This window comes from Achromobacter sp. 1014246743 (assembly GCF_059760725.1).
Genome location: NZ_JCBANA010000050.1, coordinates 25,611 through 49,934, shown reverse-complemented (window position 1 = coordinate 49,934; position 24,324 = coordinate 25,611). Strand labels below are relative to the sequence as shown.

The 24,324-nt window shown below is 67.6% G+C and carries 24 protein-coding genes and 1 tRNA gene; 12 read left to right on the top strand and 13 right to left on the bottom strand.

Annotation, left to right across the window (positions count from 1 at the left end; translation table 11 throughout):
• Positions 1–50: 50 nt before the first annotated feature.
• Complete coding sequence (locus AC6LJ2_RS20415; protein ID WP_263911883.1) at positions 51–440, bottom strand: DUF4180 domain-containing protein; 390 nt, start codon at positions 438–440, stop codon at positions 51–53.
• Between the two features lie 120 nt (positions 441–560).
• Between AC6LJ2_RS20415 and AC6LJ2_RS20410 the strand changes: the two genes are divergently transcribed.
• Positions 561–1,364 (top strand): class I SAM-dependent methyltransferase, encoded by an 804-nt coding sequence (locus tag AC6LJ2_RS20410; RefSeq protein WP_498152047.1) that lies wholly within the window; start codon positions 561–563, stop codon positions 1,362–1,364.
• Here AC6LJ2_RS20410 and AC6LJ2_RS20405 read toward each other — a convergent pair.
• The 3 genes from AC6LJ2_RS20405 to AC6LJ2_RS20395 form a co-directional block, all read right to left on the bottom strand.
• The gene (locus AC6LJ2_RS20405; RefSeq protein WP_445658769.1) at positions 1,351–3,591 is read right to left on the bottom strand and encodes a DUF4135 domain-containing protein; all 2,241 of its coding nucleotides are present in this window, start codon (positions 3,589–3,591) and stop codon (positions 1,351–1,353) included. The two genes, AC6LJ2_RS20410 and AC6LJ2_RS20405, sit on opposite strands and share 14 nt — an antisense overlap.
• A gap of 10 nt (positions 3,592–3,601) precedes the next feature.
• Positions 3,602–4,051 (bottom strand): type III secretion system chaperone, encoded by a 450-nt coding sequence (locus AC6LJ2_RS20400; RefSeq protein WP_498152046.1) that lies wholly within the window; start codon positions 4,049–4,051, stop codon positions 3,602–3,604.
• Between the two features lie 99 nt (positions 4,052–4,150).
• Positions 4,151–5,191 (bottom strand): LacI family DNA-binding transcriptional regulator, encoded by a 1,041-nt coding sequence (locus tag AC6LJ2_RS20395; protein WP_498152045.1) that lies wholly within the window; start codon positions 5,189–5,191, stop codon positions 4,151–4,153.
• Positions 5,192–5,332: 141 nt separating this feature from the next.
• Here AC6LJ2_RS20395 and AC6LJ2_RS20390 point away from each other — a divergent pair, with 141 nt between their 5' ends.
• Positions 5,333–6,673 carry an MFS transporter gene (locus tag AC6LJ2_RS20390; protein ID WP_498152044.1) on the top strand — a complete coding sequence of 447 codons (1,341 nt, stop codon included), beginning with the start codon at positions 5,333–5,335 and terminating at the stop codon, positions 6,671–6,673.
• A complete protein-coding gene (locus tag AC6LJ2_RS20385; RefSeq protein WP_498152043.1) occupies positions 6,670–8,070 on the top strand; it encodes an amidase in 1,401 nt (466 codons plus the stop codon). The genes AC6LJ2_RS20390 and AC6LJ2_RS20385 overlap by 4 nt, the downstream gene beginning before the upstream one ends.
• Before the next feature lie 100 nt (positions 8,071–8,170).
• Here AC6LJ2_RS20385 and AC6LJ2_RS20380 read toward each other — a convergent pair whose 3' ends face one another.
• On the bottom strand, positions 8,171–9,553 hold the full coding sequence (locus AC6LJ2_RS20380; RefSeq protein WP_498152042.1) for a lysozyme inhibitor LprI family protein: 1,383 nt from the start codon (positions 9,551–9,553) through the stop codon (positions 8,171–8,173).
• 213 nt (positions 9,554–9,766) lie between these two features.
• On the opposite strand from AC6LJ2_RS20380, the gene AC6LJ2_RS20375 reads away from it, so the two are divergent.
• Genes AC6LJ2_RS20375 through AC6LJ2_RS20365 form a run of 3 tightly spaced genes read left to right on the top strand, consistent with a single transcriptional unit; the run spans position 9,767 to position 11,710 of the window.
• Complete coding sequence (locus tag AC6LJ2_RS20375) at positions 9,767–10,459, top strand: MarC family NAAT transporter (RefSeq protein ID WP_445658775.1); 693 nt, start codon at positions 9,767–9,769, stop codon at positions 10,457–10,459.
• A complete protein-coding gene (locus tag AC6LJ2_RS20370) occupies positions 10,443–11,501 on the top strand; it encodes an Lnb N-terminal periplasmic domain-containing protein (RefSeq protein ID WP_498152049.1) in 1,059 nt (352 codons plus the stop codon). The genes AC6LJ2_RS20375 and AC6LJ2_RS20370 overlap by 17 nt, the downstream gene beginning before the upstream one ends.
• Entirely contained in the window at positions 11,498–11,710 is a 213-nt protein-coding gene (locus AC6LJ2_RS20365) for a hypothetical protein (protein WP_263911895.1), read from the top strand. Before AC6LJ2_RS20370 ends, AC6LJ2_RS20365 begins: the two co-directional genes overlap by 4 nt.
• 56 nt (positions 11,711–11,766) lie before the next feature.
• On the opposite strand, the gene AC6LJ2_RS20360 is transcribed toward AC6LJ2_RS20365, so the two are convergent.
• Complete coding sequence (locus tag AC6LJ2_RS20360) at positions 11,767–12,450, bottom strand: YoaK family protein (RefSeq protein WP_263911896.1); 684 nt, start codon at positions 12,448–12,450, stop codon at positions 11,767–11,769.
• Positions 12,451–12,725: 275 nt separating this feature from the next.
• Between AC6LJ2_RS20360 and AC6LJ2_RS20355 the strand changes: the two genes are divergently transcribed.
• Together AC6LJ2_RS20355 and AC6LJ2_RS20350 are read left to right on the top strand one after the other, a co-directional pair.
• Positions 12,726–13,283 (top strand): histidine phosphatase family protein, encoded by a 558-nt coding sequence (locus AC6LJ2_RS20355; RefSeq protein WP_498152041.1) that lies wholly within the window; start codon positions 12,726–12,728, stop codon positions 13,281–13,283.
• 161 nt (positions 13,284–13,444) lie between these two features.
• Complete coding sequence (locus AC6LJ2_RS20350) at positions 13,445–13,663, top strand: hypothetical protein (protein WP_263911900.1); 219 nt, start codon at positions 13,445–13,447, stop codon at positions 13,661–13,663.
• A 104-nt stretch (positions 13,664–13,767) separates the two neighbouring features.
• Here the strand turns inward: AC6LJ2_RS20350 and AC6LJ2_RS20345 are convergent.
• From AC6LJ2_RS20345 to AC6LJ2_RS20330, 4 genes are all read right to left on the bottom strand, one after another.
• Positions 13,768–13,843: transfer RNA gene (locus AC6LJ2_RS20345), tRNA-Ala, on the bottom strand.
• A 71-nt stretch (positions 13,844–13,914) separates the two neighbouring features.
• Positions 13,915–14,697, bottom strand: coding sequence for an exodeoxyribonuclease III (gene xth, locus AC6LJ2_RS20340; RefSeq protein WP_498152040.1), 783 nt, complete (start codon positions 14,695–14,697; stop codon positions 13,915–13,917).
• Positions 14,698–14,754: 57 nt separating this feature from the next.
• On the bottom strand, positions 14,755–15,531 hold the full coding sequence (locus AC6LJ2_RS20335) for a 3-oxoacyl-ACP reductase (protein WP_498152039.1): 777 nt from the start codon (positions 15,529–15,531) through the stop codon (positions 14,755–14,757).
• Positions 15,532–15,632: 101 nt separating this feature from the next.
• Complete coding sequence (locus AC6LJ2_RS20330; protein WP_263911903.1) at positions 15,633–16,436, bottom strand: FadR/GntR family transcriptional regulator; 804 nt, start codon at positions 16,434–16,436, stop codon at positions 15,633–15,635.
• Between the two features lie 232 nt (positions 16,437–16,668).
• On the opposite strand from AC6LJ2_RS20330, the gene AC6LJ2_RS20325 reads away from it, so the two are divergent.
• A complete protein-coding gene (locus tag AC6LJ2_RS20325) occupies positions 16,669–18,105 on the top strand; it encodes an aldehyde dehydrogenase family protein (RefSeq protein ID WP_445659153.1) in 1,437 nt (478 codons plus the stop codon).
• 110 nt (positions 18,106–18,215) lie between these two features.
• On the top strand, positions 18,216–18,920 hold the full coding sequence (locus tag AC6LJ2_RS20320) for a riboflavin synthase subunit alpha (protein WP_498152038.1): 705 nt from the start codon (positions 18,216–18,218) through the stop codon (positions 18,918–18,920).
• 72 nt (positions 18,921–18,992) lie between these two features.
• Here the strand turns inward: AC6LJ2_RS20320 and AC6LJ2_RS20315 are convergent, their stop codons facing one another.
• Positions 18,993–20,486 carry a M81 family metallopeptidase gene (locus tag AC6LJ2_RS20315; protein ID WP_263911905.1) on the bottom strand — a complete coding sequence of 498 codons (1,494 nt, stop codon included), beginning with the start codon at positions 20,484–20,486 and terminating at the stop codon, positions 18,993–18,995.
• A gap of 18 nt (positions 20,487–20,504) precedes the next feature.
• On the bottom strand, positions 20,505–21,806 hold the full coding sequence (locus tag AC6LJ2_RS20310; protein WP_445658779.1) for an MFS transporter: 1,302 nt from the start codon (positions 21,804–21,806) through the stop codon (positions 20,505–20,507).
• Positions 21,807–22,148: 342 nt separating this feature from the next.
• On the opposite strand from AC6LJ2_RS20310, the gene AC6LJ2_RS20305 reads away from it, so the two are divergent.
• Complete coding sequence (locus AC6LJ2_RS20305) at positions 22,149–23,063, top strand: LysR family transcriptional regulator (protein WP_498152037.1); 915 nt, start codon at positions 22,149–22,151, stop codon at positions 23,061–23,063.
• A gap of 54 nt (positions 23,064–23,117) precedes the next feature.
• On the opposite strand, the gene AC6LJ2_RS20300 is transcribed toward AC6LJ2_RS20305, so the two are convergent.
• Entirely contained in the window at positions 23,118–23,432 is a 315-nt protein-coding gene (locus AC6LJ2_RS20300) for a hypothetical protein (protein ID WP_263911909.1), read from the bottom strand.
• A gap of 298 nt (positions 23,433–23,730) precedes the next feature.
• Between AC6LJ2_RS20300 and speG the strand changes: the two genes are divergently transcribed.
• Entirely contained in the window at positions 23,731–24,315 is a 585-nt protein-coding gene (gene speG, locus AC6LJ2_RS20295) for a spermidine N1-acetyltransferase (protein ID WP_175193867.1), read from the top strand.
• Positions 24,316–24,324: the final 9 nt, after the last annotated feature.

Here is a 24,324-nt window from a genome sequence, read left to right as displayed (position 1 = left end):
CCGTGTGACGCGGCCTTGCGTCACACGGGGTGCGGCAGGGCAAAGGCGGCTCAGGCCGCCGCAGGCGCCAGCCGCGCTTCAAATGCCGCTGCGTCTTCCAGCAGCCAGAACACGCGGCCCCGGTTGGTCTCGTAGGCAAAATCGCGCAGCGACTTGCTGGCGGCCAGGTGCGCCGAGATGTCGCCCACCACCGCGCAATGCAGGTGGTAGTTGACGAACTTCTGGATCAGTTCGCCCGCGATGCGGGTGTCGAGGCGGAAGAAATCGGGATGCACGCGGGCGGCCGGCAGCACCAGCCACTCGGCCTCGTGTTCCCACGCGGCGCTGATCAGGTCGTTGGTGTCGTGTCCCGTGGCCAGGACGGGGCCGCTGTCTTGGAACATCAGGGCGCGCTTGCCGCCGATGTTGCGCAGGGTCGGTGGTGAAAATTGAGCGTTCATGTCCGCTAGAATAACGCCCGTCCACCGAAGTCTGCCAACATGATCCTCGCTGCCTGAACACATCGTTCGCTGCCGCGCCTGAACGCCGGCCGCTGCCCGCATCACGTTCATGGAGGCCTCATGCCTGCTCATACTTCGTTCGACCTCATCGCCCACAACCGGGCCGCCTGGGACCAGCTCGCCGTGCAAGACTGCGAATGGTCGCGGCCCGTCACCGTCGATCTCATTGCCGCCGCCCGCCACGGCGACTGGGCCGTGCATCTCACGCCCGGCCCCTTGCCGGCCGGCTGGCTCGACAACGTCACCGGCCTGTCCATCCTGTGCCTGGCGTCCGCCGGCGGCCAGCAGGCGCCGGTGCTGGCCGCGGCCGGCGCGCAGGTCACGGTGTTCGACCTGTCCGAACGCCAGCTGGAACAGGACCGCGCCGTGGCCCGCCGCGACGGCCTGGCGCTGACCTGCGTGCAAGGCGACATGCGCGATCTGTCGGCCTTTGCCGACCAGTCCTTCGATGTCGTTTTCCACCCGATTTCCAACCTGTACGTGCCCGACGTGCGGCCCGTGTGGCGCGAGTGCTTCCGCGTGCTGCGGCCGGGCGGCAGCCTCTTGTCCAGCTTCTACAACCCGGTGGTTTTCGTTGGCGACCGCGATCCGGCGCTGGCCGAGCAGGGCCTGATCCGGCCATTGCACGCACTGCCGTATGCCGATGTCGACGCCCTGGACCCGGCCGCGCTCGTCGCCAAGCGGGCTCGCGGCGAAGCGCTGGTGTTCGGCCATACGCTGCAGGACCAGATCGGCGGCCAGCTCGATGCCGGCTTTGTCCTGGCCGGCTTTCACGAAGACCGCCAGCCGCGGCCGCGCTTTGTGATCGACCGCTACTTGCCGACGTTCCTGGCGACGCGCGCGGTGAAACTCACTGGCGCGTGATGTCGTCGATCATCCGTTGCGTCTTGCCGTTCGGAAATTGCAGCACGTAGGCCTCGCGCGGGGACTGCTCGTTCATCCAGCTGCCTGCCAGGGTGCCCAGGCGATCCAGCACGGCATCGGACACGCCTGCCAGCAGCGCTTCCAGCCCCTGGGCGTGCGTGTCGGCGCGCGTGGGGAAGTAGTCGTGCGGACCAGGGCCCCATTGAAAAGGCTGGTTGGTCATGCCGTCCGGGAACAATGCCTGGCCCGAAACCTGCCGGCTGAAGTAGGGGATGTCGTGCTGCTGGTAGGCGCCGTACATGGCTTGCCGAAGCGCGTTCAGCTTGGCGGCATCCTGGCTGCACAGGGTGATGTCGGCGAGTTTGTCGTCCAGCGATTGGGTATGGGTGGTCCCGTCGTACAGGTCGTTCACCGCCTGCAGGGCGCTGGCGTTGAATGATTCAAAGCGCAGATCGCTCAGCACGGTGCGCTGGTCCCCCGTGCTGATGGGGTGATAGCGCAGGTGGAAATCCGGGATCGACGCATGAAACTGAGGCAACCCCTGGCCGGCGGCATCGCGTACGGCCTTCAGGCCCGCCGTTACGCCTTGGCCGAAAGGCTGGTGGTAGCGCGCGTAGAGGTTGTCGTCTTCCCCGTCGGGGGCGTGCCGGTTGTCAAGGTATTGCGTACCGTCCGGACCCACCGTGCGCAGGATGACCAGGCTTTCGATGACTTCACTGCTGGTGTCGGCCGGATGGAACCGGCCCTGGGCCACCGTGCAAGGGCTGCATAGCGGATTGTTGTCGGTCGCTCGCTGGAATGTATCGTTCAATATCATGCTGCGCATGAGGTCGTCGTACTCGGCCCGCGCCGCCACCTGGTCGGAAGGCACGCCATCCGCATCGAGCGGGCCCGGCTGGCGCGACAACAGTTGCGTCGCATAGCCGATGGCTTGCGGCGACAGCGCGAATTCCAGGTCCGTGAAATAGAAGCGGCCGCCGCTGACCATGATGTTCTCGTGGTGCAGGTCGCTGGCGCCGGCCAGCATCAGCGCGCCGATGGCCCGGCCCAGGTCGCCGAACACGCGCGGGGCGTCGGTCGCGTCGATCACATGGTCTTGCGCGTCGCCGTGGGGCAGGAACTGCACGTAGCCATAATCCACGCCCGCTTGCTGCCGCGGCAGAAAGCGGTAGGTCATGGCGTCCGCGCCGGCCATTTCCAGCAGGCTCTGGCGGGGGCCTTGGGCGTCGGGCGCCAGGTGTGCGCCGGAAAGCGCCTCGTCGATGCGCACGTCGCGCGGCTTGTACACGACCTGCCGGTCTGCGCCGAAGCTCAGGATGGCGACGCGGTTGCCCTGCTTGTGGGGGTCGCTGTCGGTCAGCCTGATGCCTTGCAGCTTGCCCGGCGCGTTGTCGCCGAAGAAGCGCGTGCCGATGTCGGCCTTGTCCTGGTCGACCCGGTTCAACAGCGTGTTCAGGCAGGTCACGAAGCCCGCGACTTCGCGTTGCAGATGCACGTTCAGGGCCGGCACGTCCTGATGCAGGCGGGCCAGGCCGCCCAGGCTGTCCAGGGTCGCGATCACCTCATCTGCGGATTTGCCGTTCAGCCCCTTGACCGTGCTGGCGGGCTGCATCGATTGCGCAAACAGCGCACGCACGATGTATTCCTCGATCCGCGGGGCCAATTGCGAGGCCAGGCGGCCGGCCAGTTCCAGCCGGGCCGTGCCGTCGGCCTGCACCAGGGCAGGCAGCACCTGCCTCAGGGCATCACGCAATGTCGGCACGATGAGCGCGCTGTGGGCACCTTCCGGCAGCTCGCATTCGCCCAGGACATAGTCCAGCGCGGTATCCATGTCCGAGGTCGAGGCGCCGGGCTGCGATGCCAGCTGCAAGGCGGCCATGCGCGTGGCTTCCCAGCCTTCGGCCTGCTGGATCAGCGTGGCAACGCGGCCGGCTGTCAGGGGCTGTATCGGTTCGCGGGCCAGCACGGCATCGGCGGCTTGTGGGCTCAGGCCCTGGCTCAAGGCATCGTGGAAGGCCTGCAGCACTGCCTGCTGCTGCGCGAACAACGGGCCTTCGAGCAGGTTGTCGCCAAACTCGATGACCTGGTCGAGCAACCAGGCCAGCCCGCTGCTCTCGGGCCGCGTGGTCAATGTCGGCGCCTGCGGATTCTGCCTGTCGATGTCGATCTGGTCGCTCGCCGCGCGGTTGGCGGCGATGTTCCTGAATTGGCTGATGTCAAAGCCCATGGCGTGCTCCTCAGGCTGGCATCCAGGTGCCGGGGGCAGGCGCGGCGCCGGCGGTATCGTCGGCCGGCGCCTGCAGCGACGCCTGCCAGCGCAGGGCGTTCTGGGCGAATGCCGCAATGCCGTCCGCCAGGTCCGGCACGGCGGGCTCGGCCAGCGGCCGGCGCGCGCTGAGGATGGCGGTGTCGCCCTGGCGGGTCAGTCCCAGCGTGTAGGGCGAGGCGCCCGCACCATTGGCTTGCAGCATGCGGACATGGACGGCGGCACGGTGTTCGGCGGGCACGTGGCCCAGCGGGGCGAAGATCAGCACGTCGCGGCCCTGCGGATCCACTGCCAGGTTCACCGCCAACCGGCCGTCGATGATCAGCGTGCAGGTGCCGTCCTGCCCCACGGGCAGGGATGGCTGGCCCAAGGCCTGGGCCAGTGCCGCCAGCAGTTCCTCGAAACGTACTTGGGGGTTCATGCGCCTCTCCTGGTGCGATGCGTCGGCCGCCACGGCCGGGATGCCAGGAAAGTGAGTAACGCCCCGTCGCGGATGGTTCCGTCAGCCGGGGCGGCAGCGTCAGCCCGGGATCGGTCGGTCGCTGCTGCCGCGCACCACCAGCGCCGGCGCCAGCCGCACGCTGTCCGGCTTGCCGCCCGCGATCTTCTGCAACAGCAGTTCCAGGCCCAGCCGGCCCATCTGGTGCATGGGCGAATGGATGGTGGTCAGGCCGATGGGCAGGGCGCCCGCCAGCGGCGTGTCGTTGTAGCCCACGATGGCCACGTCGCGGCCGGCTTCCAGGCCCTGTTCGCGCGCCGCGCCCATCACGCCCACCGCCAGGAAGTCGTTGACCGCGAAGATGGCGGTCGGGCGGTCGGGGCCGGCCAATAGACGAGCGCCCACGTGGCGGCCCGCGGCGGTGTCGAACGGGCTTTCGATGCGCCAGTGGGCCGGCACGTCCACCCCTTGCCGGGCACAGGCCGCGAAAAAGCCCGCCGAGCGGTCGCGGCCGGTGCTGGCGAACGGCTCGCCCACCATCACCGCAATGCGCCGGTGGCCCATGGCCAGCAGGTGTTCGGCGGCCAGGCGTCCGCCTTCGACGTCGTCGCAGGTGACGGCGCAATGGGCATCGGCATGGCGGCTGACCAGCACGAAGGGCACGTCCCGCTGGGCCAGTTCGGCCAGCAGGGGATTGGCGGCCGTGCCGTCGTGGCTGTGGGCGTCGCCCAGGATCAGGCCGTCCACGCGCCGCGCCAGCGCCATCTCGATCAGCTTGCGCTGCTTGTCCGGCACGTCCTGGGTGTTGGACACGAAGGTCAGGTAGCCGTGTTCGGCCGCGGCTTCGTCCACGCCTTCGTAGATGGTGGCCAGCACCATGTCCGACAGGCGGGGCACCAGCACGCCGATCGTGCGGCTGCGGCGCGTCTTCAGGCTGGCCGCGTGCGGGTTGGCTTGGTAGTGCAGTTCGGCGGCCAGCGTGCGGATGCGTTTGACGGTGTCGGGCGCGGCGGCGGCGCGTGCGTCGTCCTCGGAACCGTTGAGGACGCGGGACACGGTCGAAACGTTCAAACCGAGCTGCCGCGCCAGGCTTTGCAGCGTGACAGGGCGCGATTTATTCATGGGGCTGGAGGATACACGCTCGAATACCTCTGGTGGGCGTCCCAGGGCAACCTAGGGTTTACACGGTGTCGATTTTTGGATTCCTAACCCTTAGTATTCCGCAACCCAAACGTTTGGGTAAAACGACTGGATTGATTCGCAATGACACCTGACACCCAGAATTCCCGGTTCCGCTACCGGATCTTCACCATGGTCGTGCTGCTGGCACTGATCAACTACATCGACCGCGGCGCCATGTCCTATGCCGCCGCCCACATCACCGGCGAATACGGCCTGGACCGTGGCGACTGGGGCTCGGTGCTGGGCTACTTCGGCTACGGCTACATGGTCGGCGCGCTGTTCGGCGGCATGCTGGCCGACCACTTCGGCCCGCGCAAGGTCTGGATCGTGGCCGGCGTGACCTGGTCCATCTTCGAGATCGCCACCGCCTGGGCGGGCGACTTCGGCCTGGCCTTCCTGGGCGGCTCGGCGCTGGCCGGTTTTGCCACCATCCGCATCCTGTTCGGCGCGGCCGAAGGCCCGGCGTACTCCATCATCAACAAGACCATCGCCAACTGGGCCACCACCCGCGAACGCGGCTTCGTCGTCGGCTTCGGCCTGCTCAGCACGCCGCTGGGCGCCTTGCTGACCGCCCCGGTGGCCGTGGGCCTGCTCAGCCTGACCGGCAGCTGGCGCGCCATGTTCTACATCCTGGGCGCCGCCGGCCTGATCGTGCTGGTGTTCTTCATGCGCATCTTCACCGACCGCCCGGAGACCAACCCGCGCGTGTCCCCGGCGGAATTGCAGGAAATCCAGGCGTCCCGCGCCCAGGCCGCGGCCGGGCAGGACGAAGACGCCCCGGCGCTGCCGTGGTGGAGCTTCTTTCGCAGCAAGACCCTGGTGCTGAACACCCTGGGCTACTTCTCGTTCATGTACGTGAACTTCCTGCTGCTGACCTGGACGCCGAAGTACCTGCAGGACAACTTCGGCTACAGCCTGTCGTCGCTCTGGTACATGGGCATGATTCCCTGGACCGGCGCCTGCGTCACCGTGCTGCTGGGTGGCCGTATTTCCGACCTGCTGTTCAAGCGCACCGGCAGCCTGAAGATCGCCCGCAGCTGGTTTGCCGCCGGCTGCCTGCTGGCCACCACGCTGTGCTTCCTGCTCGTGTCGCAGGCGCAATCGGTGTTCGCCGTGATTGCCCTGATGACGCTGGCCAACGCCCTGAACGCCTTGCCCAACTCGGTCTACTGGGCTGTCGTCATCGACACTGCGCCCGCCAACCGCGTCGGCACTTTCAGCGGCCTGATGCACTTCTTTGCCAACATTGCGTCCATCCTGGCGCCCACGCTGACCGGCTACCTGGCCGCGCGTCACGGCTATTCGGTCATGTTCGTGGCCGCCTCGGTCGCCACCGCGGTCGGCATGTGTGCGATGCTGCAGGTTCGCCCCGGGGTCGGTCCGCGCCTGTCGTCCGCCTCGCGCCAAGGAGCCGCACGATGACCTCGCAACACCCCTCACGCCCGCCTATGGCCGTCGAGCCCGGCTTCTTCGCCGGCCGCACGCTGGCCGACCTGCAGGACGCCCTGCGCCAGGGCGCGCTCAGCGCCGAAGCCCTGGTGCGCCATGCCGGCGCCGCGATCGACCGCCTGAACCCGCTGCTCAACGCCTTCGTGCACGTCGACATCGACGCCGCCCTGGCCACCGCGCGGGCCCTGGATGACGAACGTGCCCAGGGCCGCGTGCGCGGCCCGCTGCACGGCATTCCCGTCGCCATCAAAGACAACGTCGACACCGCCGACATGCCCACCACCATGGGCGCCGCGCATTTCCTGGGCCACCGGCCCGCGGCCGATGCCGACTGCGTGGCGCTGCTGCGCGCGGCCGGCGCCATCGTCGTCGGCAAGACGCTGACGCACGAATTCGCCTATGGCCCCACCGGCGACCGCAGCGTGCAGGGCGCCTCGCGCAACCCGTGGCGCACCACCCAGATCACGGGCGGCTCCAGCGCCGGCAGCGCCGCGGCGGTGGCGTCCGGCATGGTGCCGGTGGCGCTGGGCACCGATACCGGCGGTTCGGTGCGCGTGCCGTCCGCGCTGTGCGGCCTGGTGGGCTTCAAGCCCACGCATGGCCGCGTGTCGGCGCAAGGGCTGTTCCCGCTGTCGCCCAGCATCGAAGATGCCGGCGTGCTGGCCAACACGGTCCAGGATGCCCAGGCCTTCATGCAGGCCTTGTCCGGCGGCGCCATCGGCGCCTTTGCCGACGCCGCCGATCCGGGCCTGGCCGCGCCGCGCATGATGTGGGTGCCCAACGCGCCGTTCGCCATCGACGATGCGGCGGTCACCGCCTGCGTGCGGGCGGCGGCGCTGCGCTTTCTGGGGTCGCGGGACGACGCCGGCCTGCTGGACGGCGCCGAGGTCACGCGCCATGCCCGCGCGCTGCAAGGCGCGCTGGGCGCCATCCAGCGTTCGGAAGCCTACGCCGTGCATGCCGAACGGGTCGAGGACGAGCCCGAAAAGTTCGACCCCGAAGTCCTGGAACGCCTGCGGGCCTCGCGTCCGGTGCAAGGCTGGGAATACGTGCGCGCCATCAATACCCGGACCCGGCTGCGCGCCGTGTTCGCGGAACTCTTCGAGCGGGTCGATGTGCTGGCATTGCCGACGGTGGCGATCACCGCGCCCGCACTGCAGCAGCGCAGCGTGGCCGGCCCCGGCAGCGCGGGCGTGCGCGAAACCCTGCTGGGCCTGACCAATCCGTGGAACCTGCTGGGCTTGCCGGCCATCGCCTTGCCGGCGGGCTTTGTCGACGGCATGCCCGTGAGCCTGCAACTGGTGGCGGCCGAAGGGTCGGACGCGCGCCTGCTGGCCTTGGCGGCGCAGCGTTGGCAGCGGCCGGCCTGATCCGCCGGCGCCTGATCGTCAGTGCCATTCGGCAGCCGTGGGGCCGCCGATCCCTGCGGGACGTTCTGCCCCTTGGCTGGGCAGAACGCGCTGACCGACCTCAGCCGTTGTCGCCCTCAACCGGGCCGATCGATGTGTCGGTCTTGGTCACGTTGCGCTTGCCGACCAGATTGAACGTCTCTTCCTTGCCGTCCGGCCCCGGATCGCGGATCCAGAGCTGGGCGGCCAGGCCGTCCTTGTTGTAGCTGCCGAACCAATCCACCACCCGACCGATGTAGCAGCGCGGGCCGACGTACACGGCCATGTCGCCCACGATTTCGTAGCTGTAGTGGCCGGCACCGAAACTGTAATAACCTTCGCGCTCGTCCTGGGGCACGCCGTCCGGCATCGGGCACAGCGGTTCTTCGCCGCCGTAGGCCTCGCGCGCCTGGCTGGTGTCGATGCCCTTGAGCGCGCGGGTCAGCCCGGCGTGCAGCGTGTCGTCCAGCGTGCGGGTCGTGCCGCTTTCGTTCTTCTGTTGCTGGGGCACCGACATTCCGTAGCGGTAACGCACCGTCAGCGTCGGCACATCGCCGATGCGGTGCAGCGGCCGCATCAGGTACACGCGGTCCTGCCCGTAGGCGCCCACGCGGTAGGCCACGTAGACCCGGTCACGCAGACGGATCCAGCTTCCTTCCTGGTTGGCGCCGCGGCCATTGATCGTGTAGAGCGACGAGCCGGCGTCGCCATTGGCGTCACCGACGTCGGCGGGCACGAAGCGCGCCCCGTCGCGGCGCCAGGCACTGACATCCGAAAACAGGCCGGTGCCGCCCACATAGGCATCGATCACCAGGTCGCGCCGGCCGTCGCCGTCCAGGTCCATCAAGGTGTAGCCGACGTTGCCGCCTTCGGCCTCGATGTCGAGGTTCGACGCCTGCAGGGCGCGCCATTCGTCTTCCGTCACGCCCTGCGGCCGCGCCGAAGGAAAGTGCGCGGCGTCGTCGCTGTCCTTGTCGCGCACGTTGGCAAACGCCGTCGTGCCGGCCCTGACCGTCAGGGCCTCCAGCGTCTTTTCCAGCGCGAATTCCGGGTCGTTGGCTCGGGCGGCCTCCACGGCCTGGCGCAGGTCGTCCAGCGCCAGCCGGTCCGTTTCGTCGGGCTGGTAACCCTGTGCCCGGCTCAGTTGTCCCTGCAGGTCGGTCACGCGGCTTTCATAGCGCGCCCGCAGGCAGGCGGCATCGGCGCGGCACAGATCGCGCTGCTTCAACCAACTGCGCTGCGCCTGCCGCAATGCGTCGGCCTGCTGCGGCTGGGCCTTGCGCAGCTTGCCATAGGCCGTGCCCAGCTCGGCATCCAGCGCATACAGGCCCGGATCGGCGCAAATGGCGATTTCGGCCGTCGTGCGGGCGCGGCCACAGTCCATGCCGGCCGCCACCGCGGGCGCGGCAAACGCGGCAAGCGCCAGGGGCAGGGCGGCGAACAGGCAATGCGAGAAACGGCGCATCAAAGGGCAAACTCCTGAAGGGCGAAAAGGGGGCGGCGGCCGCATCGATCAACCCGACGCCATCCGCACACGCAGGCGGCATCGTATCGAAACCGGGATCAGGGTAAATACTAGAACTTGCCTTTGCTTACATTACACTAGAGGGCCTGGTGCACATCGGTGCAGGCGGATCATTGCGCGCCTGCCCCGATCCGCCGTTCTTCCCCCGCCGCGATGATTGATGATCTGGTTCAACTGGGCAAGCTGGTCAGCCTGGGCCTGGCGCTGATGCTGCCGCTGGCCAACCCGCTGACGTCGATGACCCTGCTGCTGTCCCTGGGGCAGCACATTCCCTACAAAGAGCGCGAACGCCAGATCCGGCAGGCCGCCTGTTATGTGGTGGGCATCATGCTGGTGACCTACTACGCGGGCGCCTGGATCATGGCCACCTTCGGCATTTCCATTCCCGGCCTGCGCATCGCGGGCGGCCTGATCGTGGCCAGTATCGGCTTTTCCATGCTGTTCCCGTCCAGTACCGCCACCGACGAACGCGAGGCGGACGTCGCCGCCGACGTGGCGGTGCACCGCCAGGTGCCCAACATTGCCTTCGTGCCGCTGGCGATGCCGGGCACCGCAGGCCCGGGCACCATCGCCATGATCATCAGCGCTGCCTCGACCGTGGGCGGTGAAGCCGCCGGCCAGTACCCCGCCTGGACCATTGCCGCCACGCCCATCATCGTATTCGTGCTGCTGGGCCTGCTGTTCTGGATCTGCCTGCGCTCGGCCGGCCGCATCGTCGCCCTGATCGGCAACAGCGGCGTCGAAGCCATCTCGCGCATCATGGGCTTTTTGCTCGTGTGCATGGCGGTGCAGTTCGTCATCAACGGCGTGCTTGAAATCGTGGCCCAACATGCCGCCGGCGCCTGACGCTTCCAGCCTTGGCCGGCGCTGCCTGCGGGTGCTGGGGCTGGCCGCGCTGAGCCTCGTGATCCTGTTTTCCATGGGGTGGGCCTGCCTGGCCCTGTGGTACCAGGGGCCGTCCGCGGCCTGGGCCAAGGGGCTGCTGATGCTGGCCTGGACGGCGCTGGGCCTGTATGCGCTCTTGCGCCTGTGGCATGGCATCGGCCGGCTGCGGCGCCGGCCCGCGTTGTGGGCCTACGGCGTGGCGCTGGTGTTGCTGGCGCTGTGGTGGCAGGCCATTGCTCCGTCGAATGACCGCGTCTGGGCCGACGATGTTGCCAAGACACTGCGCGGCACGGTTGCCGGCAATATCGTCACGCTGGACAACGTGCGCGACTTCAAGTGGCGCTCGGACACCGACTACACCCCGCGCTGGGAAACCCGCGTCTACGACCTGAACGACCTGCAATCGGTGGACATGGTGCTGTCGTACTGGGACGGTCCGGCCATCGCCCATACACTGGTGTCGTTCGGCTTTGCCGACGGCCGCCACCTCGTGTTCTCGGTCGAGATCCGCAAAGAGCGCGGCGAACAATTCTCGGAACTGGGTGGCTTTTTCAAGAAGTTCGAACTGAGCGTGGTGGCCGCCGACGAACGCGACGTGCTCTACGTGCGCGCCGGCCCCCGGGCCGAGAACGTCTACATCTACCCCGTCAAGATGCCGGTCGCGGACATGCGCGAGCTGTTCCTGTCGTACCTGCGCACCGCCAACGACCTGGCCGACACCCCGCGCTTCTATCACACCGTCACCGCCAACTGCACCACGCTGGTCTACCGCATGGTGCGCGCCATCGTGCCGGGGCTGCCGCTGGACTATCGCATCCTGCTGTCGGGTTACCTGCCCGAATACCTGTACGACCAGGGCGGGCTGGACACCCGCCTGCCGCTGCAGACGCTGCGCGAACGCGGCTTCGTCGGCATCCCGCCGATCCTGGGCGAGGACTCGATCGGTTTTTCGAAGACCATCCGTCGCCACCTGCGCGCCGGCCAGGCCGAGGGGGCGCCGTGATACCGGGCCGCGCCGTGCTGCTGTCGCTGCTGCTGGGGCTGCTCGTGTTCCTGCTGATGCGTGCACCGGGCGTGCGGCTGTATGACTACATCGCCACGCGCCTGCGGGGCGGTCAAGCCGTCAAGCCCGTGGCCCAGGCGCAGACGGCCGAGACGCCCGCCGCGTCCGCCAGCCAGGCCCCTGGCGGCCAGGTGCGTCAGCCGGGGTAGGCTGTCGGCGCAGGGCTGGTCACGTGGGTCTTTCGCAAACTCAGCCCGGTGCCCCATCAGCCCGGATAGCGTCGCGCCAGGCCCTGGCCCAGCAGCGAAATCACCGGTGGCGCCACAAAGGCCCACAGGCCGATGCCGGCGTGCAGCAACGCCGCCGCGCCGCAGCCCACCGCAAATGCCAGCACCGCCCGGCTCATCCGCGCCATGCGGCGCTTGCCCGCCTCGTCGCATTCGCCGCGCGCGACGTCCGCCAGGTCCAGCATGATCTGCGTGGTGGTGCCCGTCATCAGCGTCGACGGTGGGGCCGCGCTCAAATGCACCCGATGCACCGCGTTCTGGATCGACATCGCCAGCACCATCGTCATGCCGGTGGCGAACAGCCCCCAGGTGTCGCCCACCGGAAACGGCCCCCAGGTCAGCGCTATCGCCGCCGCTACGCCCAACAGCAGCGTCTTCATCGACAGCAGCCACATGAACGCCGGCCGCCCGGCATCGCGCCGCGACTGGCCATACAGCCGCGCCAGGAACACCCCCAGGCAGAACACCGGCAATGCCGCCAGCTTGGTCCACGCGCCGGACGCGCCGTTGCCCAGCGCATAGCCGATCGTCACGAAGTTGCCCGTCACGTGCGCCGAGAACAGGCCGTGCAAGGCAATGAACCCCAGGGTATCGACATAGCCGCCGTTCAGGCTCAGCAGCAAGGGCAGGCGTTCATCGGTGGGGGCGGCGGGGGAGGGCATGGGTTGTTCCGATAGCGTGTCTACGGGCGGCGCGGACGACAGCATGCCGTCGTTCGCGAATAGGCGCGGTTTCAGCGGCTCGAATCGCTTCCGTTGTCGTGCCTATGACCCGGGTCATTTTCACGGTGTGTTCCAATCGTTGCAGCGGTAAAGTGATTTGCCCTGTCGGGTGTCACGGTGAGGCTTGGCAGAGCATACCCGACGAGGCGCCTGCGCTAAGATAGCGGCCGCCGCAGCAGCCACCGGCAGATATCCAACGACTTGAAGGAAGCCGGTTGAAAATCGTTTTGATGAGGCATGGACAGCCCGATGTCGACAGGCGTGCCAGGCTCAATGCCGCGCAGTTCGGCGATTGGGTGAAGGCATACGATGTGGCGGGCATCGATACGGCGTCTCGGCCTTCGCAGGCTGCCATCGATCTAGCGGCCGAATGTGCCATCACCGTGTGCAGCAATCTCGCCCGCTCCCAGGAATCCGCCAGGCTGCTGGGCGCCAGGCGTATCGTCGCCGCGGACCGTCTGTTTCGCGAGATGGAGATGCCCCACGCCGCATGGCGTTTTCCCAGGATCGGGCTATCGCTGTGGCTGGTCTTTTTCAGGCTGGCCTGGCTGATGGGGTACGCGGGCGATATCGAATCTTTCAAAGCGGCCAGACGCAGGGCGCATACCTGCGCAGAGCGATTGGCAGCGATGGCGGCTTCGGAGGGCGGCGTGCTGTTTGTGGGGCATGGCTCGCTCAACTGGTTCATCGCCAGGCGCCTCAAGAAAATGGGCTGGCAGTCGTCGGATGCGTCCCCCAGACGGTATTGGGAATTCGCCGTCTTTCACCGCTGACGGGCAAGGCGCGCTGTTTCCCGATTGCTGTTTCGTCGTGTTTCCAAGCGCCACCAGGCGCTACCATGTTTGCGTGGCCGTTGGTAGACTGCGCAAACGGGTGTGGCGCCCGCTGCGGTGGCGCCCTCTGCGCCGCCACGCCCTTGCACGGAGAGCAAATCATGAGCACTTGGGAACTGGCCAGTACCGTCGCCGCCTTGGCCGCGGTCGCGGGCGGCGTGCTGATGCATTATCCCGGCGCGGTTCTGTACGACATGGTGGCCACGCGCCTGCGGCGCCAGCCGTCTGCCCGGCCTGGCGTGGCCCAACCCAAGCCGGCCCCTCGGGCGGGCAGGGCCCAGCCCGTGCCCGCGGCCAGGTTGCATAACCTGGCGCAATAATCCGCGGGCCGCGCATCGGCGGCCTCTGGATTGCGGCCTCTGGCATAAGAGGCCACGAACAAAAAAGCCTTGGACGCGAGTCCAAGGCTTTTTTGTCTGGAATGTGGTGGAGCGGAGGAGGATCGAACTCCCGACCTTCGCATTGCGAACGCGACGCTCTCCCAGCTGAGCTACCGCCCCAATCAAGCAAGACCAAAACTATACAGGAATATTTACAGGCCGCGCAAGCAGGCGGCCTGCGAAATCTGCCTTCAATCAAACGCCAGCGTCGCCACCACCGGCGCGTGGTCCGACGGCTGCTCGTTGCGCCGCGGTTCCTTGTCGATCACGCAGGCGATGCAGCGCTTGACCAGCGGGGCCGACAGCAGGATGTGGTCGATGCGCAGGCCGGCATTGCGGCGAAAGGCGAACTGGCGGTAGTCCCACCAGGAAAACGATTTTTCGGGCTGGTCGAACAGGCGGAAGGAGTCGGCCAGGCCCAGGTCGATCAACTGCATCAGCGCCTGGCGTTCGGGTTCGGACACCAGCACCTGGCCTTCCCACTTTTCGGGGTTGTGCACGTCTTCATCGGCCGGGGCGACGTTGTAGTCGCCCAGCACGGCCAGGCGCGGGTATTGCTTGATCTCGTCGGCCAGCCAGGCGCGCATGGCCTCGAACCATTCCAGCTTGTAGGCGTACTTGTCCGAGCCGACCGCCTGGCCGTTGGGGCAGTACGCGCAGACGACGCGCACGTCGCCCTCGGGGCTGGGGAAGGTCAGCGCCAGCACGCGCTGCTGCGGGTCTTCGTAGCCGGGGATATTGCGCACCATGGACGTGCCCGGCATGCGCGAGACGATGGCCACGCCGTTGTACGTCTTCTGTCCGGCCCAGACGGCGTGGTAGCCCGCCTCTTTGAAAGCGGCTTCGGGGAACTTGTCGTCGGTCAGCTTCAGTTCCTGGATGCACAGCACATCGACAGGGTTGGCGGCCAGCCAATCCTGGACTTGCGGCAGGCGCACGTTGAGGGAATTGACGTTCCAGGTGGCTAATTTCATGTTTCGCGTAGACCTTGTATTGATGCGGCCAGATGATACCGCGACCGCGCTGGCGGACTACCCCTTCACCAAGCCCCCATCCACGATCAGGTTCTGTCCCGTCACCGCGCGCGACCACGGGCTGGCGAAGAACAGCACCGCGTCCGCGAACTGTTCTGGCGTGGTCACTTCACGCAGCGGCGTGCCTGCGGCGATCAGGTCGAACACGGCTTCGGGGGTGGCGGCCGATGCGTCGGTGGTGCGCAAGAGGCCGCCGGACACCATGTTGACGGTGATGCCGTCGGCGCCCAGTTCGTGCGACAGAGTGCGGGTAAAGGCCAGCAGCGCCGCCTTGGCGGCGGTGTAGTCGTGGTACGGCACCACCGGGTTCTGGACCAGGTTGGTGCCCACGTTGATGATCCTGCCGCCGCCGGCCGCGCGCATCAGCGGCAGCACGGCCTGGGTGGTGTTCAGGGCCGCGCGCACGCTGCCTTCAAGCTGCGCCTGCATCTGCGCCCAGTTCAGGGTGTCGGCATGCGGACGGGCGTCGCCGTTGAACTGGAAGGCGGGCAGGGCGTTGTTGACCACGGTGCCGATGGGGCGGCCAAAGTGCTGGCTGGCGCGGGCCACCATCGCGGCCACGGCCTCGGCGTCGCGCACGTCGGCCTGCACCGCCAGGGCGCGGTCGGGGGCGCTCGCGGCCAGTTCGCGCGCCTGGGCCTCGCTGTGCAGATAGTTGATGACTACCTGCGCACCCTCGCGCAGGAAGGCGCGGGCAATGGCCGTGCCCAGGCCGCGGCTGGCGCCGGTGACAAGGACGAGTTGCTGGTTCAGGTTCAAGACGGGACGTTGCATGGGGGATTCATGGCGCGGCAGGCGCCGCGCTTCGGATTCAGGAAAACGGTCGCTGGCCGGCGGCGTGGCCGGGCAAGCGTCGAAGGCGCAGTGGCGCCGGTTCAGTGTTCCGAGCCGCTGTTGAGCATGCGGCTGCGGGCCTTTTCGATATGGGCCAGCATGATGTGGCGGGCGCCGTCGGCGTCCTGCTGCTGGATCAGGCGGTAGATCTGGCGGTGTTCGTCGATGGCGGCGCGGGTGCGCTTCCAGGGTTCGCTGTGCACCAGGTGGCGCATCATGTTGACGGCATGGCTGACGTCGTATTCCAGGGATTTGAGCACCTGCACGAAGCGCTGGTTGCCGGTGGCCGCGGCGATGGCCCGGTGAAAGCCATAGTCGTGGTGGTGGGCGATGGCGCCGGACGCGTCCGCGGCTTCATAGCCGGTCAGCATGCGGTCCATTTCGCGCAGGTCGTCGTCGGTGCGGCGCAGCGCGGCCAGGTAGGCGCATTCGGGTTCGATCACGCGGCGCAGTTCCAGCCCTTCCAGGATGTGGCCCACGCGGCGGGCGGGGTCCACGGCGGGCATGCCGCCCATCAGGTCGGGCTTGGCGCGCACGTAGCTGCCGGACCCGCGCACCGATTCCACCAACTGGTCTTCGCGCAGCCGGTCCAACGCCTGGCGCACCACGGGGCGCGACACTTCGAACAGGGCGGCCAGTTCCAGTTCGGTGGGCAGCTTGGCGCCCGGGCCGATCTTGCCGGTGGCGATGGCGTAGAACAGGCTTTCGTAGACGCGCTCGGCAAAGCGTTCGGCCCGCACGTAGCCCAGGCCCGAGGCCACTTCGGCCAGCACATCCAGTTCAGGCCGCGGCCGGCTGGCCGCGATCAGCAGCTTGTCCAGCTGCGGGTCACGCACATTGCTCATCGCCTTCGCTCCACCGGCGGACCGGTCGGGTTTGTTATTCGTCATGACAAATCAGGGGGGCGGCAGGATAGTGGGCAATGCATTGCGATACCTAGGGATTTCCCGAAGGCGGCCCAAATTATCCTGAAGCTTGGGACGAAAGGTGTCAATTGAATTGACAAGTCAGGGAGGGCTCCCGTACCTTGGCTGGATACCGACACCCCGGCCATACGGCCCACACTTTACTCCGCACATCGTGACTCAGAAGAACTTTATCGCCAACCAATGGGTGGCTGCCGCCACCGGTGAAACCATTCCCGTCCTGAACCCGTCCGATGGCAAGCCGTTCGAGGCCATCGCGCGTTCGGGCGAGGCGGACGTGGACCGCGCCGTGACGGCCGCGCGCGAGGCCTTCGAAGGCGAGTGGGGCCAGATGGCGCCGGCCGCCCGCAGCCGCCTGCTGATGCGCATTGCCTTCGCGCTGCTGGACCGCCAGGAGGAACTGGCGCAGATCGAGTCGGCCGACACCGGCAAGCCGATCAAGCAGGCCCGCGCCGACGCGGCCGCCGTGGCGCGTTATTTCGAGTTCTATGCCGGTGCGGTCGACAAGCTGCACGGCGAAACCATTCCCTACACCCCCGGCTTCACCGTGCTGACCGTGCGCGAGGCGCATGGCGTCACCGGCCACATCGTGCCGTGGAACTATCCGCTGCAGATCTTCGGCCGCAGCGTCGGCGCCGCCCTGGCGGCGGGCAACGCCTGCGTCGTCAAGCCGGCCGAAGACGCCTGCCTGTCGCTGCTCAAGGTGGCCGAGATCGCCGCCGAAGCGGGCCTGCCGGCCGGCGCGCTGAACATCTGCACGGGCTACGGCCACGAAGCCGGCGCGGCCCTGTCGGCGCACCCGGGCATCGACCACATCTCGTTCACCGGTTCGCCGCAGACGGGCAAGATGGTGGCGCACGCCGCCGCCGACAACCACGTGCCGGTCACGCTGGAACTGGGTGGCAAGTCGCCGCAGATCGTGTTCGACGATGCCGACCTGGATGCCGCCATGCCGGTGCTGCTGGCCGCCATCATCCAGAACGCCGGCCAGACCTGCTCGGCCGGCAGCCGCGTGCTGATCCAGCGCGGCGTGTACGAAAAGGTGCTGACCCGCCTGGGCGAGGCCTTCTCGGCCACCGTCACCGGCCCGGCCGCGCAGGACCTGGACGTGGGCCCGCTGATCAGCGCCCGCCAGCACGACCGCGTGCGCGGCTTCCTGGCCGAGGCCGAAGCCGAAGGCCTGAAGGTCGCCGCGCGCGGCAAGCTCAAGGACGGCACGCCGGATTCCGGCTTCTACCAGCCGCCCGTGCTGTTCCGCGACGTGCCGCCCAAGAGCCGCCTGGCGCAGGAAGAAGTGTTCGGCCCGGTGCTGGCGGCCATGGTGTTCGACACCGAGGAAGAGGCGCTGGAAATCGCCAACGGCACGCTGTACGGCCTGGTGGCCGGCGTATGGACGCGCGACGGCGCCCGCCAGCTGCGCCTGGCGCGCAAGCTGCGCGCGGGGCAGGTGTTCGTCAACAACTACGGCGCCGGCGGCGGCGTGGAGCTGCCCTTCGGCGGGTCGCGCCAATCGGGCTACGGCCGCGAAAAGGGCTTCGAGGCGCTGTACGGCTTCACCACCCTGAAGACCATCGCCATTCGCCACTGATCCGGCGGCAACCGGGCGCCGCGCCCCGCCCGGGGCGGGCGTCCGGTGGCAAAATATCGGTTAACTTTGATGTTTTGCCAGGGGCGCCACGCCCCGTATCCAGGATCAGCATGTTCACCGGTATTGTCCAAGGCACCGCGAAGATCGCGAACATCGCGGACCGCGAAGGCCTGCGCACGTTTACGCTGCAATTTCCCGAAGGCTTCTGCCAGGACCTGGCCATCGGCGCCAGCGTCTCGACCGACGGCGTCTGCCTGACCGTCACCGACATCCTCGACGCCAACCAGGCCACTTTCGATGTCATGCTGCAAAGCCTGGCCATCACCACCCTGGGCAGCTACCGGGAAGGCGATCGCGCCAACGTCGAGCGCGCCGCCAAGGATGGCGCCGAGATCGGCGGCCACCCGCTGTCCGGCCACGTCGATTTCACCTCGGAAGTCGTGATGGTGAAGTCGTCGGACACCAACCGGCTGATGCGTTTTTCCATCCCCGAGGCATTCCGCAAGTACGTCTTTGCCAAGGGCTACATCGCCATCAACGGCGCCAGCCTGACGGTATCGGAAGTGAACCGCGCCGAAGGCTGGTTCGAAGTCTGGCTGATCCCCGAAACCCGCCGCATGACGGTGTTCGAAGACAAGCAGGTGGGCGACTCGGTCAATGTCGAAATCGAACGCAGCACCCAGGTGGTGGTGGACACCGTGCGCGAAACGGTCCAGGAAAGCCTGGGCCGCCTGCAGCCGCTGCTGGAAGCCATCCTGAAAGAAAAAGGGCTGACGCTCGAAGATTTCGTCAGCCCCCAGGGCAAGCTCAAGTAACGCTGGCCATGCGCGGGGCGGCGGCCGTCGTGCCGCTTGCCGCGTCATTCGCGCCTATTCGCGCCCATTCGTTCACTCGGTAAACGCGCGCCCCAGCGGCTTGACGCGGATGCCCGGCTGCAGCCGGGTCCAGGGCAGGTCGGCAGGGTCGGCCTGCATCGGGCCGGGGGCCTTGGCCACCAGCACCTCGTGCGCGATCGGCTGGAAGTCGGCGCGAAAGTGCACCGAGCTCTTCACCACCAGGATGGCCATTTCCTCGGGCTGCACGCCGCCCACGCGGAACAGGTTGCGGTCCAGCATCTGGGTCTTGGTGGCGCTGACCACCACGCGCACGCCGCCCAGCCGCAGGCCGGCCACGGCTTCCAGGTCCACGTCCATGCCGTGCATCATCGGACCGTCATAGCGCAGCTTGCCGGGCGACAGTGTTTCCACCACGAAGTCGCCCTCGAAGGGCGCATCGCCGGCCACGCCGGACTGGCCACCCAGCCGCAGCCGCACCGTGTTGCCCACGCCCGCGGCGGTGGCCTGGCGCACGGCCTCGGGGTCGCAGATCAGCCCCAGCGCCGCGTTCTGTGCATCGGCCTCGACCAGCGCGCGCAGCATGCCGGTGGTGTTGGCGTCGCCGCCCGCACCGGGGTTGTCCTGTGTGTCGGCGATGACCACGGGCCGCGATGCGCCCGCCGCCAGGGCCTGCGCGCGCTTGACGGCGTCGGCTGGCGCCAGGAAGTCGGGCGACCACTGCGGCTCCAGTGCCAGCACGCGCTGGTACAGCGCTTCGGTCACGCGTTCGACCGCGGCGGCGTCGGTGCCATAGGCCCAGACCACCGGCCCGCATTCGGGAAAGTCCGCCGCTGGAAAGCCCGGCGCGAACGAGATGGACGCGACGCCCGGCGTCTGTTCCAGGCGTTCCAGTTCTTCGTACACGCCCTGCGAGGGCTGCAGCAGCGTGCACATGCCATTGATGGGAATCAGGAAGGGCAGGCGCCGCTCGGCCCGCACCCAGCGGTCGCCCGCCTGGAGGCGCGCGGCCAGCAGGCGCGCGGTGTGCTCGCCGGTATCGGCCATGTCCACGTGCGGGTAGGTGCGAAACGCCGCCAGGCCATCGGCCTCTTGCAGCATCTGGGCCGTGACGTTGGCGTGCAGGTCCAGGCTGGCCACCACCGGCAGATCGGGGCCGGCCACGGCGCGCACGCGCGCCAGCAGTTCGCCTTCGCCGTCGTCCAGGTGCTCGGCCACCATGGCGCCGTGCAGGTCCAGGTAGATGGCGTCGTAGCCGCCGGCGCGCGCGGCCTCGACGATCTCGCCGGCGATGCGCTCATAGGCGTCGCGGGTGACGTGGGCCGACGGGCTGGCGCCCGCCCAGATCACCGTGCTGACGGTATGGCCGTCGGCCAGCACGGCGTTGATGAAGCCGCCCGCGGGGATGTTGACCTCGCGCAGCGCCAGCATGTCTTGCCCGCGCACCATGGCGGGAAAGCCCTCGCCGCGCACGAAGTTCTCGTAGGCGGCCTTGGACGGCGCGAAGGTATTGGTTTCGTGCTGGAAGCCAGCCACCAGGATATGCATGATCGATTCCTTGGTTCGTCAGGCGCGCGCGGGCGCGGATTGCGGAGGACGGTTCACGAGCAGCAGCAGGGCCCCGGCCACCAGCAACGCGGAGATCACGTACAGGCCGCCGGCCAGGCTGCCGGTGGCCTGTTTGGACCAGCCGATGATGGATGGGCTGAGAAAGCCGCCCAGCAGGCCGATGCTGTTGATCAACGCGATGCCGCCGGCCGCGGCCTCGCCTTGCAGGTACTGCGACGGGATGGCCCAGAATACCGTGTATGCCGCCCACATGAACCCCGTGGCCAGCGTGATGGCCGTCAGGGATAGCGCGAATTGCGTCGGCGCGGCGGTGGCCACGCACAGGGCGATGCCGGCCAGCAGGGCGGGCGCCAGCGTGTGCCAGCGGCGCTCGCGGCGGCGGTCCGAACTGCGCGCGAACGCCAGCATGAAGATGGCCGCGGCGATGTACGGAATCGCCGAATACAGGCCGATCTCCATGGTGTCCTGCACGCCCGCCAGCTTGAGCAGGGTGGGCAGCCAGAAGCTCACGGCGTAGATGCCGCAGATCAGGCAGAAGTAGGTCAGCGCCATGCCGTAGATGGCCGGGTCGCGCAGCACCTGGGCAAAGGCGTGCTTCTTGTGCGCGCCGCGGCTTTCCAGGTCGGCGGCCAAGAGGGCCTTTTCGTCGGCGCTGAGCCAGCGGGCGTCGGCCGGCTTGTCGTCCAGGAAGCGAAAGGCGATGACGCCCAGCAGCACGCAAGGCAGGCCTTCGAGCAGGAACATCCATTGCCAGCCGTCCAGCCCGTGCGCGCCGGAAAACGCCGTCATGATCCAGGCCGATACCGGGCCGCCGACGATGCCGCCAATGGGCCCGGCCAGCATCACCACGGCCATCACGCCGGCCATGCGCGACTGCGAATACCAGTAGGTCAGGTAGAAGATCATGCCGGGCGCGAAGCCGGCTTCGAACACGCCCAGCATGAAGCGCAGGACGTAGAAGCTCCATTCGCCCTGCACGAACAGCATGGAGGCCGACGTCAGGCCCCACAGCACCATGATGCGGCTGATGGTGCGGCGTGCGCCGATGCGCGTCAGCAGCAGGTTGCTGGGCACCTCGAACATGACGTAGCCCAGGAAGAAGATGCCGGCGCCCAGGCCGTAGACGGCATCCGAAATGCCGATGTCCTGCTGCATCTGCAACTTGGCAAAGCCGATGTTGATGCGGTCCAGGTAGGCGAACACATAACAGAGCAGCAGGAACGGCAGCAGGCGCCAGGTGATCTTGCGGTAGAGGGGTGCCAGGCGCGGATCGGCGCCTGGTGTGGCCTGATGGGGCATTGTCGAGTCTCCTCGCGCGGGTCTGCGCCCGCGGCGGCTGAAATGGGGGGCCGGTCCCGGGGCGGGTCCGCGCGGCGTCCATATTGCGAGAGCCGGGTGTTCGAAACAATGACCGGGGTGATAAATTATCGTTGCCTTGAAGGCAACACAGCAGGCAACACAGCAGGCAACACAGCAGGCAACACAGCAGCCGGCGCGCCAGGCCAGGCCGTGGGCAACACGACGGGCGGCTCGACACACAACCAGGAAAACCAGACGCAGCGCAGGACGGTTGCGCGGCAGGGACGGCATGCGCGCTGTCGCGGGCCGCGCCGGTCGCGACGCGTCGGACGGGGAAGCACCATGCAGGAAATCAGCCAGACGCGACTGAAATACTTCAACGAGGTCGTCGCCTGCGGTTCGATCCGCGGGGCGGCGGACAAGCTGGGCACCGCGCCGTCGGTCATCAGCCGCCAGATCCAGCTGCTGGAAAAAGAGCTGGACGTGGCGCTGTTCGAGCGGCGCTCGCGCGGGCTCACGCCTACCGAGGCCGCCGACATGCTGCTGGAATACCACCGCGGCTGCCGCGCACAGCAGGAACACCTGAATACGCGGCTGCAGGAATTGCGCGGCATGCGGCGCGGCAATGTGCACCTGATGATCAGCGAAGGCTTCATCGACAGCCTGATGGAACACGTGGTGGGGCCGTTCTGCATCGAGCACCCACAGATCAACATCAGCGTCAACGTGGGGTCGGTGAACGAGGTGGTCGAGGCGGTGGCCACCGATGCCGCGCATATCGGCCTGGCCTACAACCCGCCGGTGGACCCGCGGCTGCGCTGCCGCGTCAGCCGCAAGCATCCCGTGTGCCTGCTGGCGGCGCGCGGCCATGCCCTGGCGCGGCACCGCGCGCCGCTGACCATCGCGGACATCCTGCCGTATCCGTTCGCGCTGATGTCGGCGCCCTATGGCCTGCGCCAGGCGGTGGACCTGCTGGAATTCACCGAGCGCATTCACCTGACGCCCAGCCTGACCACCAATTCGCTGCGTGTGCTCAAGCAATACGCCATCAGTGGCGCGGGCGTGACGCTGATGCCCAACCTGGGCGTGCACCACGAACTGGCCAGCGGCCAACTGGTGGCGTTGCCGATTGCGCATCCGATCCTGAGCGCACCCGAATGCCAGGCACTGCTGCGGCTGGGGCGCCCGTTGTCGTCGGCGGCGCTGGATGTGATGCGGCGCATCGAGCAGCGCCTGCCTGCTTTTGCGACGCCGTAGCACGACATGCCGTACTACGGCCATGGGAGCGGCCGGGCAGGAAGCCGGGCGGCGTCAGTCTTGCTGGCGCGGCCGGACCTGCCGCCAGATGTCCGCCGGCATCAGGTTGGCCAGCCATTGCTGGCGCTGGCGCAGGATGTCGTCGGCGTAGGTGGACCCGAGCACCTGGCAGAAATCGCTTTCGATGGCACCGGTGAGCGCCGAGGTGATGCGGGCACACCAGGCGGGATCGTCGTACAGCGCGGTGTGCACACCGATGACGACGGTGCGCAGGGCCTCGAGCTGGGCCTGGCTTTGCAGCAGCGCGATGTGCATTTTCTGGACGGTTTCGGCCAGCGTCAGCAGCAGGTCGTGTTCTATTTTTTTCAAGCGGTGTCTCCCCTTGCACCCCCAGGGGCAGGAGCGCCGCGGGCGGGTACTGGAGATCATGGGCCGGCGCACCGGGGGCCAGGAATCAGAACTTTCTGAAAAGTGTCCGCTCGTCCGAAGGGCGTGGATGCGGTTGCCGTCGGTCAGGTGGAAAATAATGGATATCCAGCATTCATGCGCTTTTTGGGGCATTTTTTTGCTGTAGGTCAATGAATACGCCACTTTCATTCAGAGAAAACCGTGTGACGGGCATTTCAGGGCGGTGTCAGCTACAATGAAGGCACTTTCGGAGGTTTCTATGTCGGTCATATCCGATATCAAAATACGCCCCCTGGAGCGCGGGGACCTGCACTTCGTGCACAAGATCAACAACAACGACGTCATCATGCGTTATTGGTTCGAAGAGCCCTACGAGGCCTACGACGAACTGGTCGCCCTCTATGACCGCCACTTGCACGACCAGAACGAGCGGCGCTTCATCATCGAGCACGACACCGGCCAGCCCGCGGGCCTGGTCGAACTGGTGGAAATCGACTACATCCACCGCCGCGCCGAATTCCAGATCATCATCGCGCCCAGCTACCAGGGCCGGGGCTACGCCAAGGCCGCGACCCGCATCGCGGTGGGCTATGCGTTCCGCGTGCTGAACCTGCACAAGGTCTACCTGGTCGTCGACAAGGACAACACCGCCGCCGTACACGTTTACGAGCGCTGCGGCTTCCAGATCGAAGGGCTGCTCAAGGAAGAGTTCTTTTCCAACGGCATGTACCGCGATGCCTACCGTATGGCGCTGCTGCAGCACGACCACCTGCGCGACGTGGGGCCGGGCGCACCCGATGCGCCGGTGCTGCGCGACTGGCCGCAGGAAGAGCAGACGGGCTGACGGCCGGCC